Origin of the sequence: Microbulbifer taiwanensis, from assembly GCF_014904815.1 — a bacterium.
Classification (GTDB): Bacteria; Pseudomonadota; Gammaproteobacteria; order Pseudomonadales; family Cellvibrionaceae; genus Microbulbifer; species Microbulbifer taiwanensis.
The window spans coordinates 25,348-40,528 of record NZ_JACZFR010000041.1 but is presented as its reverse complement, the minus strand read 5'-3'; the positions used below and the strand labels follow the sequence as shown (position 1 = coordinate 40,528).

Here is a 15,181-nt window from a genome sequence, read left to right as displayed (position 1 = left end):
CCCCGGCAGATGCCGGGGCCCAGGGGTTGGCCCGCTCAGAAAGCGGGCCGGGTAAAACCGTTCTTTTCCGTCAGGGGGTTACCGGGGAGACGCAGGCTGAATAGACGTCTGTCTGGTTCAGCAGGTCCGCCAGGGCACCCACATTGATCTGCACCTGGTTGAACTCACCGCTGGTCTCAAACACCACCAGTCCGCGATCGCCGCCGCCGAGCAGGCTCAGGGCCAGCAGGCTGCCGCCGGTCTCGCTGTCCACCACGCTGCCGTTCAGCAGGGTGGTGATGGTGATGGTCTGCAACAGGGAGAGATCCAGCAGCGTATCCGGGTTCTCGACCACGAAGCCCACACGGTTGGTACCGGTGTAGGACTCGTCTGTGTCGGTGACGCGGACAAAGCCGCTGCCGCCGACACCGACCGGGACCGAGATACGCGCTGCGTTATCCAGGTTCGCATCGATCACATTGCCGTCGTTGCTCACGGAGCACAGCAGGCAGATACCGCTGGTACCGCTGTCGACACTGGCATTCGGCAGGATGATCGGCTCGTACAGCTCACCGGGTCCGCAGGCCGCGAAGTCCGGGTCGCACACATCGCCGATACCGTCGTTGTCGGTGTCGGTCTGGTCCGCGTTGGCGATATCCGGGCAGTTGTCGACGTCGTTGTCCACGCCGTCGCCGTCGCGGTCATCGTCGCAGACATCACCGATACCGTCGCCGTCCAGGTCTTCCTGGCCCGGGTTGGGATCGACGGGGCAGTTGTCACTGTCGTTGTCGATACCGTCGCCATCCAGGTCGTCGTCACAGGCGTCGCCAATGCCGTCGCCATCCGCGTCTGCCTGGTCGGCATTCGGGGTCAGCGGGCAGTTGTCGGCACCGTTGTCGACGCCATCGCCGTCGGCATCGTCGTCGCAGGCATTGCCGATTCCGTCGCCGTCCTGGTCTTCCTGACCGGGATTGGCGACCAGCGGACAGTTGTCGGCGCCATCGTTCACACCGTCGCCGTCGTCGTCGCTGTCACAGGCGTCGCCCAGGCCGTCGCCGTCGGTGTCGGTCTGGTCGCCGTTGGGCACCAGCGGGCAGTTGTCGGCGCCATCGTCGACGCCGTCACCGTCGTCGTCGCTGTCGCAGGCGTCGCCCATGCCGTCACCATCGGTGTCGGTCTGATCGGCGTTGGCAACCAGCGGGCAGTTGTCCGCGCCATCGTCGACGCCGTCACCGTCGTCGTCGCTGTCACAGGCATCGCCCACGCCATCGCCGTCGGTGTCGGTCTGGTCGGCGTTGGCAACCAGCGGGCAGTTGTCCGCGCCATCGTCGACGCCGTCACCGTCGTCGTCGCTGTCACAGGCGTTGCCCTGGCCGTCGCCGTCGGTGTCGGTCTGGTCGGCGTTCGGCGTCAGCGGGCAGTTGTCCGCGCCGTCGTTCACGCCGTCGCCGTCATCGTCGTCGTCGCAGGCGTCACCGATACCGTCGCCGTCGGTGTCTTCCTGGCCGGGGTTGGCAACTGCCGGGCAGTTATCCATACCGTCGTCCACACCGTCGTTGTCAGTGTCGGAGTCGTCGTCGCAGGCGTCGCCGATGCCGTCATTGTCCTGGTCTTCCTGACCGGGATTGGCGACCAGCGGGCAGTTGTCTGCGCCGTCGTCGATGCCGTCACCGTCGTCGTCGCCGTCGCAGGCGTCGCCGATGCCGTCGCCGTCGGTGTCGGTCTGGTCGGCGTTGGGAATCAGCGGACAGTTGTCACTGTCGTCGTCCACACCATCGCCATCGTCGTCGCTGTCACAGACGTCACCGATGCCGTCGCCGTCGGTGTCTGCCTGATCTGCATTGGGTTGCAGCGGACAGTTGTCGTTGCCGTCTTCAACACCGTCGTTATCGTCGTCGGTGTCGCAGGCGTCGCCCACACCATCGTTGTCGGCATCTGCCTGGTCGGCATTCGGCACCAGCGGGCAGTTGTCCATACCGTCGGCAACGCCGTCGTTATCGTCGTCGTTGTCGCAGGCATTACCCATGCCGTCGCCATCTGCGTCCGCCTGGTCCGGGTTGGGAACCTGCGGGCAGTTGTCGGCAACGTCGTCGATGCCGTCGCCGTCATCGTCGCCATCGCAGGCATCGCCGATACCGTCGTTGTCCAGGTCTTCCTGACCGGGATTCGCGATCAGCGGGCAGTTGTCGTTGCCATCCTCGATGCCGTCACCATCGTCGTCGTTGTCGCAGGCATCGCCCACGCCATCGCCGTCGGTATCGGCCTGGTCGGAGTTGGCAGTAGTCGGACAGTTGTCGTCACCGTCGTCGACGCCGTCGTTGTCGTCATCGTCGTCGCAGGCGTCGCCGATGCCGTCGCCGTCGGTGTCGGTCTGGCTCGGGTTAACCACCAGCGGGCAGTTGTCCGGGCCGTCGTCGACGCCGTCGCCGTCGTCGTCATTGTCGCAGGCGTCGCCGATGCCATCGCCGTCGGTGTCGGTCTGATCGGGATTGGGCACTGCCGGGCAGTTGTCCATACCGTCGTCGATACCGTCGTCGTCGCTGTCGGAGTCGTCGTCGCAGGCATCGCCGATACCGTCGTTGTCCTGGTCTTCCTGACCGGGATTGTCGACCAGCGGGCAATTGTCGCTGCCGTCATCGATGCCGTCATCGTCGTCGTCGCTGTCGCAGGCGTCTCCCTGGCCGTCACCGTCGGTGTCGGTCTGGCTCGGGTTGGGAACCACCGGACAGTTGTCGACGTCGTTGTTCACGCCGTCGCCGTCAACATCGTCATCGCAGGCGTCGCCGATGCCGTCGCCGTCCTGGTCTTCCTGGCCGGGGTTGGCCACCAGCGGGCAGTTGTCGTTGTCGTTGTCTACGCCGTCCCCGTCGAGGTCGGTGTCGCAGGCATCGCCGATACCGTCACTGTCCAGGTCTTCCTGGCCGGCGTTGGCGGTCGTCGGGCAGTTGTCGACGTCGTTGTTGACGCCGTCGCCGTCGATATCGTCATCGCAGACATCACCGATGCCGTCGCCGTCCTGGTCGTTCTGGTTCGGGTTGGGATCGACCGGACAATTGTCGCTGCCGTCGTCAACGCCGTCGCCGTCGTCGTCGTTATCGCAGGCGTCGCCGATACCGTCGTCGTCCAGATCCGCCTGGTCGGGGTTGGGCGTGAAGTGACAGTTGTCGAAGCCGTCGGGAACACCGTCGCCGTCATCGTCGTTGTCACACTGATCGCCGATACCATCACCGTCGATGTCGGTCTGATGTGGATTGGGTATGGTCGGACAATTGTCGTTGTCGTCATCCACGCCATCGCCGTCGGTGTCACTTTCGCAGGCATCGCCGATGCCGTCGCCGTCAGTGTCCTCCTGGCCGGGATTGGGCGTATTCGGGCAGTTGTCCATACCGTCGTCGACGCCGTCGCCATCGCTGTCGGAGTTGTCGTCGCAGGCATCGCCAATACCGTCGCCGTCCTGGTCTTCCTGGCCGGGGTTGGCCACCAGCGGGCAATTATCGCTGCCGTCGTTGACACCATCGCCGTCGTCGTCGTTGTCGCAGGCGTCGCCGATGCCGTCTCCGTCGGTGTCGGTCTGGTCGGCATTGGCCACCAGCGGACAGTTGTCGCTGCCGTCATCGACGCCGTCGCCGTCGTCGTCACTGTCACAGACGTTGCCGAGGCCGTCGCCGTCGGTATCCATCTGGTCCGGGTTGGCGGTGTCGGGGCAGTTGTCCGCACCGTTGTCGACGCCGTCGCCGTCGCGGTCGCTGTCACAGGCGTCGCCTATGCCATCGCCGTCCGCGTCTTCCTGGCCGGGGTTCGGTGTCAGCGGGCAGTTGTCGCCGCTGTTGGTTACGCCGTCGCCGTCCTTGTCGTTGTCGCAGGCGTCGCCGATGCCGTCGCCGTCGGTATCCGTCTGGCTGTTGTTGGCGACCAGCGGGCAATTGTCGCTGTCGTTGTCGACACCGTCACCGTCCACGTCGTCGTCACAGGCATCGCCTATGCCGTCGCCGTCCTGGTCTTCCTGGCCGGCGTTGGGTGTCTCCGGACAGTTGTCGTCGCCGTCGTCGACGCCGTCGTTGTCGCTGTCGTTGTCGCAGGCATCGCCCACACCGTCGCCATCCTCGTCCTCCTGACCGGGGTTGGGGGTGTTGGGGCAATTGTCCTCGTCGTCGTCGACGCCATCGCCGTCATCGTCGTTGTTATTGGTGTTGTCGCAGGCATCGCCCCTGCCATCACCGTCCGAATCCTCCTGATCGGGATTGGGGGTGAAGTGGCAGTTGTCGAAGCCGTCGAGGACGCCATCGCCGTCGTCGTCGCTGTCGCAGAGGTCGCCGTCGCCGTCGCCGTCGACATCTCTCTGGTTGGGGTTGGGGGTATTCGGGCAGTTGTCGCTGGAATCGGGGATGGTATCTCCATCCGAGTCCACGACAGCTGCCGTCGCTCTGTTTGATTTGCCGTCGGCGCCACAGCCCGTAAGGACTGCCATCGCCAGGGCAAAAAATAAAATGAGTAATCGGTGCATCGACCACATCTCCCAGGCACAAGCTCTTTTGCGCGTTGATTTCTTTGGCGACCCAGGGATATGTGGAGGGTATGGTTTGGCAGTACGTCTGCGACCAGACCGGAGCAGTGGATTGCTTTGCCGGCCGGTATGGTGCAGAAACAGCTGATGTACACGTAAACCACAGCCCAACTTCCCTGTCTGGCCGTGTTGGATCTCCCGGCTAGGCGGGAGAAACCGGGGGGCATCCCGGCGCGAACCTGCCGGTCCGCGATTGAGGTTTAGGTGATGTCCGGGGAACTGTCTAAACGATGGCGCCGGATTTGTCCTATTGTGGCAGGATTTTCCGCCGATAATGCCGGAAGTGACTAATAGTAAATGGGTTTCGAATATCACAGTCAGTTCCGAAATTGACTAGTCTGGGGCATCGCATGCCCCTACACTGCCGGGCAGAGAGAAGGAGATACCTGTGCAACTCGACCCGGCAATCTGTTCCAGTGCGCGCCTCGCCCGCGACCGGCGTTTCGATGGCTGTTTCTTTACGGCGGTTAAGACGACCGGCATCTTCTGCCGGCCCATCTGCCCCGCGCGGCCGCCGCTGGAGCAGAATGTGATTTATTACGCGACTGCGGCCGAGGCGGCGAATGCGGGCTATCGTCCCTGCCTGCGCTGCCGGCCGGACGCGGCGCCGGGCAGCCCGGCCTGGGGGCTGGTGTCCACCACCGTGCAGCGGGCACTGACGCTGATGCGCAGCGAGCGCGAGGCCCAGTCCGTGGAGACGCTGGCGGAGCGCCTGGGTGTCAGCAGCCGCTATCTGAGACGGCTGTTCGCCGAGCATCTCGGGGTCAGTCCGCTGGCCGTGTGGCAGACGGAGCGGGCGCTGTTCGCTTTCAGGCTGCTGCGGGACACGGCGCTGCCGGTAGCGGATATCGCCTACGAGGCCGGTTTCAACAGCCTGCGGCGCTTCAACGGGGTATTCAAGCAGATCTACCAGCGCACGCCGTCGGCAGTACGTCGGGAAAAATCGCGCCGGGAAGAGGTCCGCCGCGAGAAACGGGAGGGCGTGGCGGCGTCTGCCCGGGGGCCAGTGACCCGGTTGTACCTGGATTACCGGCCGCCACTGGACTGGTCCCGGCTGCTCGATTTCTTCCGCGCGCGGGCGCTGAAGGGCGTGGAACAGGTGGAGGGCGAGGTCTACCGGCGCAGTTTCGCGCTGGAGGGATTCCGCGGTGTAATGCGGGTGTACGACCAGGGCGCCAGGAATCGCCTGGTGGTGGAAGTGAGTGGCGAGGGCGGCGGTGCGGCCCTGTACCTGCTGAACCAGCGCCTGCGGCGCCTGTTCGACCTAGATGCGGATACCGAGGAGATCTCGGCCGTGCTGGCGCGGGACCCGCTGCTGGCGGAGCAGCTGCAGGTGTCACCGGGTGTGCGCCTGCCCGGCGCCTGGGATCCGTTCGAATACGCACTGCGCGCCATCCTCGGCCAGCAGATCTCTGTCGCCGCAGCCACCACCATCGCCGGGCGCCTGGTGGCCCGCCATGGCGAATCTTTCGTGGACGACGAGGGCGAGACGCACCATCTGTTCCCGACCGCCGGGCAGCTCGCCGGCGCAGGGTTTGACGGCCTGGGCCTGACCCGGGCGCGGGCGCAGACGCTGCGTGAATTTGTTACCGCGACGCTGGAGGAGCGGGTGGACTTCGCCGAGCCGCAGCTGGAAGACTGGTGCCGGCAGGTAACGGCGCTGCCCGGTATCGGCGACTGGACGGCGCAATATATCGCCATGCGCGGCCTGTCGATGCCGGATGCGTTTCCGGCGTCGGACCTGGGTATTTTGCAGGCCCTGGGCACTAACGGCGAGAAGGCGAAACCGAAACAGGCCCTGGCCCGGGCGGAGCACTGGCGCCCCTGGCGCGCCTATGGGGCACTACTGCTCTGGCAGTCGCTCAAGGCCACAGATACAGCAGGAGACACAAAATGATCACCTATGAAATCTACCCGACCCGCTTCGGCGAGGTGGGCATAGCGGCGGGCGAAGAGGGGCTGGTGGCGCTGGAGTTCCACCGCGAGCGCCCGCTGCCAATCGAGGCGGACTGGCAGCGCCGCAGTTCGCCGCTGACCGACAGGGCCGCGCGGCAATTGCAGGAGTACTTCTCCGGCGAGCGCCGCGACTTCGACCTGCCGCTGGCCCCCCGCGGCACCGAATTCCAGCGCCGTGTCTGGGACGCATTACTGCGCATTCCCTACGGTGAGACCCGCAGCTACCGCCAGCAGGCGGAGGCGCTCGGCAACCTGAAGGCCATCCGCGCTGTGGCGCGGGCCAACGGCGCCAACCGCATCGCGGTGGTGATTCCCTGTCACCGGGTGATTGGGTCCGACGGCAGCCTGACCGGCTACGCCGGCGGACTGGACATGAAGGCCCGCCTGCTGTCACTGGAGGGCGCCCGCTTCGTGCAACAGGCTGAACTGCTGTAGCTCCCCAATTTCACAGGAGCCTGCCTGCAGGCTCCTATACCCAACCCCCTACACCCAATCCCTACACCAAACCCCCGCCATTTCATACCTAGCCACAATCGCCTCCGACCGGGATAATAGCCCGCCTGATCGACATAGAGCCGGAGGCCAAATGCTGTACAAACTGGGCGACAAACAGCCGCAACTCGATGGCGAGGGCCACTACATAGCGCCCGGGGCCCAGGTGGTCGGCAATGTGCGAATGCTCAGTCACAGCTCTGTCTGGTTCAATGCCGTGGTGCGCGGCGACTGCGACCTGATCACCATCGGCGAGTACAGCAATGTGCAGGACAGCGCTGTGCTGCACACGGACCCGGGTATTCCCCTGACCATCGGCACCGGTGTGACCGTCGGCCACAAGGTGATGCTGCACGGCTGCAGTATCGGTGATTACAGCCTGATCGGTATCAATGCGGTGGTGCTAAACGGGGCAAAGATCGGCAAGTGCTGCATTATCGGCGCCAATGCGCTGGTTACCGAGAATGCCGAGATCCCCGACTACTCGATGGTGCTCGGCAGTCCCGGCAAGGTAGTCAAGACCCTCGACGAATCCACCTTCGAGCTGCTCAAGGCCAGCAGCGATCACTACGCGGCCAACGGCAAGCGGTTTGCCGAAGAGCTGGCACCGGTAGCTGAGCCCCAATGACAGTCAAAGCGCTCAAGGTCGATCCACCGGCCGAAAAGCCGGTAAAGTCTCCGTGCATTTCCGTGTGTGCATTGAATATGCAGGATATCTGCGAGGGCTGTTTCCGCAGCGGCATGGAGATCAGCCGCTGGGGCACCATGAGCAACGATGAGCGCCGCGCGGTCCTGAAAGAATGCACCGAGCGCGCGCGGCAGAGGGGCCGCATCTGGTAATTTTTCCAAGGATACCTTGTAGGAGCGGCGGGGCGACCATGGGCGGATGGCCGCCCCGCCGCTCCTACAGGGTTGATTGCCAAGAATCAAAAGAAATATGACCCAACCCTTTGTCCATTTAAGAGTCCACTCGGAATTCTCCCTGATCGACGGCCTGGTGCGCGTCAAGCCGCTGGTGGCGCGCGCGCAAGAGCTGCAGATGCCGGCGCTGGCACTCACCGACCAGACCAACTTCTACGGCCAGATCAAGTTCTACAAGGCTTGTCTCGGCGCCGGTATCAAACCGGTCACCGGCGCGGATTTCTGGCTCAGCGAGGGCGGCGAGGACAAGCCGACGCTGATCACCCTTTTCGCGATGAATGGCGATGGCTACCGCAATATCACCGAGCTGATCTCCCGCGCCTGGATGGAAGGGCAGTACCACGGCAACGCCTATGTGAAGCGCGAGTGGTTGAAAGACTACAGCGAAGGCGTGCTGATGCTGTCCGGCGCCAAGTACGGCGATGTGGGCCGCGCGTTGATCGCCGGGCGCAGGCAGCAGGCAGAAGAACTGGCCAGCGACTGGGCGCGACTGTTTCCGGGCCGCTACTACCTCGAATTGCAGCGTACCGGCCGCCAGGGCGACGAGGAATACCTGCACGGGGCCGTCAGCCTGGCCCAGCAACTGGAACTGCCGGTGGTGGCCACCAACGATGTGCGTTTTCTCGAGGAGAGCGAATTCGAGGCCCACGAGGTGCGCGTCTGTATTCACGATGGCCGCACCCTGGATGACCCCCGCCGCGAGCGGCGCTATTCGCCGGAGCAGTATTTCCGCACACCGGAAGAAATGTGGGAGCTGTTCGCGGACATTCCCGAAGCCCTGCACAACACCGTAGAGATAGCGAAGCGCTGTTCGGCCCCCATCCAGCTGGGCAAGTACTTCCTGCCGGAGTACCCGATCCCCGAGGGCATGACCGAGGACCAGTTCTTCGAGAAGGTCTCCTTCGAGGGCCTGGAGCGCCGCCTGGATAAAATCCTCGACAAGGCCGCGCCGGATTACGCCGAGCGGCGCAAGGTCTACGAGGATCGCCTGCGTTTCGAGCTGGATATCATCTGCCAGATGGGCTTCCCCGGTTACTTCCTGATCGTGATGGACTTTATCCAGTGGGCCAAGGACCACGATATCCCGGTGGGGCCGGGGCGGGGTTCCGGTGCCGGCTCCCTGGTGGCTTACTCGCTGGATATTACCGACCTGGATCCGCTGCAGTACGACCTGCTGTTCGAGCGCTTCCTGAACCCGGAGCGGGTCTCCATGCCCGACTTCGACGTCGACTTCTGCATGGAGAAGCGCGACCGGGTGATCGGCTATGTGGCCGACAACTACGGCCGCCAGGCGGTGAGCCAGATCATCACCTTCGGCACCATGGCCGCCAAGGCAGTGGTGCGCGACGTGGCGCGGGTGCAGGGCAAGTCCTATGGCCTGGCCGACAAGCTCTCCAAAATGATTCCGCCGGACCCGGGCATGACCCTGGAGAAGGCCTTCGAACAGGAGGAGGTGCTGCGGGAATTCCTCGAGACTGACGAGGAGGGCCAGGAAATCTGGGAGATGGCCCAGCAGCTCGAGGGCGTATCGCGCAACGTCGGCAAGCACGCCGGTGGCGTGGTGATAGCGCCGACCAAATTGACCGACTTCGCGCCGCTGTACTGCGACGAGACGGGCGCGGGCCTGGTGACCCAGTTCGACAAGAACGACGTGGAAGACGCGGGCCTGGTGAAGTTCGACTTCCTCGGCCTGCGCACCCTGACCATCATCGACTGGGCCAAGGTCATGGTGGACGAGCAGCGCGCGCGCGAGGGCGTGGAGCCGCTGGTCATCGAGGCGCTGCCGCTGGACGATGGCGAAACCTTCAAGATGATCAAGCGGGCCGAGACCACCGCGGTGTTCCAGCTGGAATCCCGCGGTATGAAGGACCTGATCAAGCGCCTGCAGCCGGACAACCTCGAGGACATGATCGCCCTGGTGGCCCTGTTCCGCCCGGGCCCGCTGCAGTCGGGCATGGTGGACGACTTTATCAACCGCAAGCACGGCCGCGCCCAGGTGGCCTATCCGGATGCCAAGTACCAGCACGAGAAATTGAAGCCGATCCTGGAGCCCACCTACGGGGTGATCGTCTACCAGGAACAGGTGATGCAGATCGCCCAGGAGCTGGCCGGCTACACCCTCGGCGGTGCGGATATGCTGCGCCGGGCCATGGGTAAGAAAAAGCCGGAGGAGATGGCCAAGCAGCGCAGCACCTTCGAGCAGGGCGCGAAAGAGCAGGGCGTTGACCCGGAACTGGCGATCAAGATCTTCGACCTGGTGGAGAAGTTCGCCGGCTACGGCTTCAACAAATCCCACTCCGCCGCCTACGCCCTGGTGTCCTATCAGACCGCCTGGCTCAAGGCGCACTACCCGGCACAGTTTATGGCCGCCACCATGTCCTCGGACATGGACAAGACCGACAAGGTGGTGACCTTTATCGAAGAGTGCCGGGCCATGGAGCTGGACCTGGTGCCCCCGGACGTAAACCTGGGCAGTTACCAGTTCTCGGTGGATGTGGACAAGCGCATCATCTACGGCCTCGGCGCTATCAAGGGGCTGGGCGAGGGACCGATCGAGAATATCATTGCGGTGCGCCGGGACAGCGGCCCCTTCACCGATCTGTTCGATTTCTGCTCCAGGATAGATCCGCGCAAGGTCAACAAGCGCGCCCTGGAGGCGCTGGTGCGCTCCGGCGCCCTGGATAGCATTGGTCCCGGTGCCGAGGGCGCCGATGGTCTCAACTACTCCCGTGCTGTCATGTTCAACGCCCTGGATGAGGCAGTGAAGGCCGCCGAGCAGCAGGCCGCCAATGCCAGCGCCGGCATGATGGATCTTTTCGGCGAGGTGGTGCCCCGGGCAGCCGACGGCGACGTCTACGCGGATTTCCGCCGCGCCCGTCCCTGGAGTATCCGCGAGCGATTGGAGGGCGAGAAGAACACCCTCGGCCTGTATCTCACCGGTCATCCGATCGACGAGTATGAGGATGAGCTCAAGCATCTGGTGAAGGCGCGCATCGCCGACCTGAAACCCGGGCGCGAATCCCAGAAGGTGGCCGGCCTGGTTGTGGCCATGCGGGTGATGAAAACCAAGCGCGGCGATACCATGGCGATCGTCACCCTGGACGACCGCAGCGGCCGCATTGAGGCGGCGGTGTTCAGCGAGGCCTTCGGTGAACACCGCGAGAAGCTGGCAAAGGATTCACTGCTGGTACTGGACGGCCCGGTTGCCCACGACGATTACAGCGGTGGCCTGAAGATGACCGTCAACGGCGTCTCCACCCTGGACGACCTGCGCCAGGGCAGCGTGACCGGAGTGCGGCTGCAACTGGACAGCGCCGCGGCGACGCCGGGACTGGCCAGGCGCCTGGCCGCCTGCCTGCAGCCCTATACCGGGGGTAACTGCGGCGTCAGCCTGGAAGTGCTGCGCAGCGATGCCCGCGGTACCTATAAGCTGCCGCCCGAGTGGAAGGTGGAGCCGAACGACCAGCTTGTGCAGTCATTGCGTGAACTGCTCGGCAGAGAGCGGGTAACGCTCAACTACACTGAGCGGAATAGGTAAAGGCAGGCTCGACTAGCCAGTTCTATATAGGTAAGCTAGCCGCCATTTTAAATCGACAGTTGACGGGGCGGGCCGGGGGCCTGCGAGCTGCAGCCGGGGCCTTCAGTGCTCCATCCAAGGCTCAGCGCTCCCGGGTCCCGATAAGTTTTTCAAGGCGCGGATTTCATGAATTTCAATTTTCTCGAGTTTGAACAGCCGATTGCTGAACTGGAAGGCAAGATAAAAGAGCTGCAGCATGTGGGTGACGATGTCGACCTGAATATCGCCGACGAAGTCGCCCGCCTGCGGGAAAAGAGCCAGAGCCTGACCGAATCCATCTATTCCAACCTGACCCCCTGGCAGGTGGTGCAGGTGGCGCGCCACCCGCAGCGCCCCTATTCCAAGGACTATATCGAACGCATCTTCACCGACTGGGACGAGCTGCACGGCGATCGCCACTTCGGTGACGACAAGGCCATTATTTCCGGGATTGCGCGCCTGGACGGCAAACCGGTGGCGGTGATCGGCGAGGAGAAGGGCCGCTCCGTGAATGAGAAGGTGGCGCGCAACTTCGGCATGCCCAAGCCGGAGGGCTACCGCAAGGCCCTGCGCATCATGGAGATGGCCGAGCGCTTCAAGATGCCGGTGCTGACCCTGATCGACACGCCCGGGGCCTATCCGGGTATCGACAGCGAGGAGCGCGGTATCAGTGAAGCCATCGCCCAGAACCTGGCGGTGATGTCGCGCCTGCGTACACCGATCATCTGCACCGTGATCGGTGAGGGTTCCTCCGGCGGCGCGCTGGCCATTGGCGTCGGTGACCAGCTGAATATGCTGCAGTACTCCACCTACTTCGTGATTTCCCCTGAAGGCTGCGCCAACATTATCTGGAAAACCGTGGAAAAGGCACCGCTGGCAGCCGAGGCCATGGGGGTGACCTCCAGTGTGCTGGAGGAGCTGGGTATCGTCGACGAGACCATCGAGGAACCGCTCGGCGGCGCCCACCGCGATCCGGACACCATGGCCGCACGCCTGCAGGAGCGCCTCAGCGAGCAGCTGGACCAGCTGCGCAATGTGCCCATCGACGAGCTGCTGGAGAAGCGTTATCAGCGCCTGATGAGTTACGGCAATATCGCTTCCTGATAAAGGGGACTCGGGAGGGGCTGTCGTAGGGTGCGCAGTGCGCACCATTCGGGCTCGGCGGTGCGCAGGGCGCATCCTTCCGGCCTCTACTGTCAGGGGCGAACCAGGTGTCCGCCCCCCAGGGCTTCCGCTCTACGCCTTCGAGGCGAACGCCAGCGCTACAGTCCCCGGCCCCAGATTGATACCGCCAGACAGGCTCATCACCGAGCGGTAGACCTTCACATTGTGCTCCCCGGCCACCTGTTCCAGTTCCGCAAAGCCCGGCGCCTTCGGCAGATCCTCCAGCTTGCCGGCAATACTCACCACCACCATCGGCACCCTGAGTCCCCCGGCACGGATCCTGTCGATCGCCAGCTTGAACAGTGCCTCGGTGCAGTTGTCGTAGCCACGCACCGTATCGGTTACGGTGCTGCCATCGCGGTGCATCGACAGTATCGGGTGCAGGTCCAGGTGGCGGGCGGCGGTGGCCTTGAACCAGCTGATGCTGTTTTCATTCTTGCTGCGCGCCCGCTCGCGCACATAATAGACGTCCTTGATTGCGGCATAGCCGTGAATCCAGCGGCTGAAGTCTTCCGCCTTGTCCGCCACTTCGGTGCCGCTCAGCCCCCTGCGGATCAGCATCAGCGAGTAGAGTGCTAGCAGGCCCTGGCCGGAGAAAAGCGTGCGCGAATCGACGGTGTGTATCGTCACATCGTCACCGACGTCGTCGCTGTTGCGCAGCACCCGCGCGGCGGTGCGGGCATTTTTGTAGGTGGGGCTGTTGGTACCGTTGATGGTCTGTACCACTATGTCTTTGCAGCCCTTGGCGACCAGGCCCCTCAGGATGGAGCCTATCTCGTCCGTGGGCGCCGGCCCTGTGACTATCTGGCGCGAGCGGTCGACCAGGGACATGGAGTAGAAGTGGTTCATCTTGGCCGGATTGCGCTGATCGCCGAAGGCGTCATCGCCGACAGCGACAGCGTGCGGAAGTACGGGAATGGCAAATTTGCGCAGGAAATCATCCGGCAGGTCACATCCGGAATCTACAATTAACTGGACCATTGAGTGCTCTTATTTTGTACAACTTTGAATTGGGTCAATTTCGGGGCGGCAAATTTATCACCTGGCATCTGGGGGCGACAGAGCAAAATGGTACAAATGTATTAGCTGCGCGGATTCGCGATCCGTACCCGTTAAACAAAACCGACACCTTTTTAAAGAGAAAATAGTGAACGATTGGATAGCCAGAGTCGGCGAAGCGGTTTCGCGCCGTTCCTGTAATGGCGTACGCTGGCTGGGGTACAGCGGCGGTCTCGACTCCACCGTGCTGTTGCACCTGTTGTGCGGGCAGGGTGTTGAGCTGCGGGCCGTCCATGTCCACCACGGCCTGTCTGCCAATGCCGATGCCTGGCAGGCGCACTGCGCCGCCGTGGCCGAATCCCTGGGGGTGCCCTTTTGTACCCGAAATGTGCAGGTGCAGAGCGATGGCAGCGGCCTGGAGCAGGCCGCGCGCGCGGCCCGTTACAGTGTGTTCGAGGATTTGCTGCAGTCGGGGGACCAGCTGCTGCTGGCCCAGCATGGCGACGACCAGGTGGAAACCTTCTTTCTGCGCCTGTTGCGCGGCGCCGGAGCCCTGGGGTTGGCGGCCATGGCGGATGCCCGCCCGATAGGTGGCGCGACGGTGTTGCGGCCGCTGCTCGGCGTCGGCCGCACTCAGTTGGAGGGTTATGCGCGCGAACACAGGCTGACCTGGATCGACGACGAGAGCAATGCGGACCAGTCCCTGGACCGCAATTACCTGCGCGCGACTGTGTTGCCTCTGCTGAGCGAGCGCTGGCCGCTGCGCGAGCGGGTGGTGCGGGCGTCAGCTAACCTGCGCGAGGCCGCCGAGCTGCTCGGGGATTTGGGTGAGGCAGACCTGATATCGTGCGGCAGGCGCCGCGAGCGCTTCGGCGAGAGTATCGATCTCGGCTCGCTGCGGCATTTGCCTGAGCGCAGGCAGAAGAACCTGATACGCCGCTGGTTGGCGGGCTGCGGCGGCGATATGCCCGAGGCGGCGCACCTGCAGCAGGCCCTGGCCCAGGCGCTGCAGGCTGCAGGCGACAGGCGTATGGCTGTCGCGCTCGGCGGCATGGTGGCGCGCCGCTTTCGCGAGCGTCTCTTCCTGACACCGCCCTTGCCGGCGCAACCGGAGAGGGGAGAGTGGCACTGGGGTGGGAGCGGCTGCCTGCAGCTGCCCGGGAGCTGGGAACTCTGTGCCGGACCCGGTTGGCCGGAAGGGCGCTACCGGGTCCGGTTCCGCCGCGGCGGTGAGCGCGCTAAGCCGGTGGGGCGGAGCCGCTCGCAGACGCTGAAAAAACTGCTGCAGGAGGCCGCCCTGGAGCCCTGGCTCCGCGACCGGGTGCCGCTGGTGTACCAGGGCGAGCAGCTGGTCTCTGTGGGCGATTTGTTTCAGTGTCGGGAGGGGCTTGCAGGATCGCTCAAATGGCGCTATGGCGGGGCCTGCGAGTGATTGGCGTGTAAGTCCCGGGGCGGATTTTCGATTGAGCAGGAGGCGCCTTTCTGGTAGTCTGGTGTCCCATCTCAAAGGCACCGGGACGGGCAGGAGCAGCCTCCAGGCTGTGTATCAG

Annotated in this window: 9 protein-coding genes; 7 read left to right on the top strand and 2 right to left on the bottom strand. The window is 64.1% G+C overall.

What is annotated here, in order from left to right; all coding sequences use genetic code 11:
- Positions 1–70: 70 nt before the first annotated feature.
- Entirely contained in the window at positions 71–4,447 is a 4,377-nt protein-coding gene (locus tag IG627_RS15150; RefSeq protein WP_193193251.1) for a thrombospondin type 3 repeat-containing protein, read from the bottom strand.
- Between the two features lie 484 nt (positions 4,448–4,931).
- Between IG627_RS15150 and IG627_RS15145 the strand changes: the two genes are divergently transcribed.
- The 6 genes from IG627_RS15145 to IG627_RS15120 all read left to right on the top strand — a co-directional run bounded on the left by IG627_RS15145 (position 4,932) and on the right by IG627_RS15120 (position 12,572).
- Positions 4,932–6,440: an AlkA N-terminal domain-containing protein gene (locus IG627_RS15145; RefSeq protein WP_193193229.1), complete on the top strand. Its 1,509-nt coding sequence runs from the start codon at positions 4,932–4,934 to the stop codon at positions 6,438–6,440.
- On the top strand, positions 6,437–6,934 hold the full coding sequence (locus IG627_RS15140) for a methylated-DNA--[protein]-cysteine S-methyltransferase (protein WP_193193228.1): 498 nt from the start codon (positions 6,437–6,439) through the stop codon (positions 6,932–6,934). The genes IG627_RS15145 and IG627_RS15140 overlap by 4 nt, the downstream gene beginning before the upstream one ends.
- A gap of 151 nt (positions 6,935–7,085) precedes the next feature.
- The gene (locus IG627_RS15135; RefSeq protein WP_193193227.1) at positions 7,086–7,619 is read left to right on the top strand and encodes a gamma carbonic anhydrase family protein; all 534 of its coding nucleotides are present in this window, start codon (positions 7,086–7,088) and stop codon (positions 7,617–7,619) included.
- Positions 7,616–7,831: a DUF1289 domain-containing protein gene (locus IG627_RS15130; protein WP_193193226.1), complete on the top strand. Its 216-nt coding sequence runs from the start codon at positions 7,616–7,618 to the stop codon at positions 7,829–7,831. Before IG627_RS15135 ends, IG627_RS15130 begins: the two co-directional genes overlap by 4 nt.
- A gap of 97 nt (positions 7,832–7,928) precedes the next feature.
- On the top strand, positions 7,929–11,450 hold the full coding sequence (gene dnaE, locus IG627_RS15125) for a DNA polymerase III subunit alpha (protein WP_193193225.1): 3,522 nt from the start codon (positions 7,929–7,931) through the stop codon (positions 11,448–11,450).
- Positions 11,451–11,615: 165 nt separating this feature from the next.
- Positions 11,616–12,572 (top strand): acetyl-CoA carboxylase carboxyltransferase subunit alpha, encoded by a 957-nt coding sequence (locus IG627_RS15120; protein WP_193193224.1) that lies wholly within the window; start codon positions 11,616–11,618, stop codon positions 12,570–12,572.
- A 132-nt stretch (positions 12,573–12,704) separates the two neighbouring features.
- Here the strand turns inward: IG627_RS15120 and IG627_RS15115 are convergent, their stop codons facing one another.
- A complete protein-coding gene (locus tag IG627_RS15115) occupies positions 12,705–13,613 on the bottom strand; it encodes a DegV family protein (protein ID WP_193193223.1) in 909 nt (302 codons plus the stop codon).
- Positions 13,614–13,779: 166 nt separating this feature from the next.
- On the opposite strand from IG627_RS15115, the gene tilS reads away from it, so the two are divergent.
- Positions 13,780–15,063, top strand: coding sequence for a tRNA lysidine(34) synthetase TilS (gene tilS, locus IG627_RS15110; protein WP_319024581.1), 1,284 nt, complete (start codon positions 13,780–13,782; stop codon positions 15,061–15,063).
- Positions 15,064–15,181 lie beyond the last annotated feature (118 nt).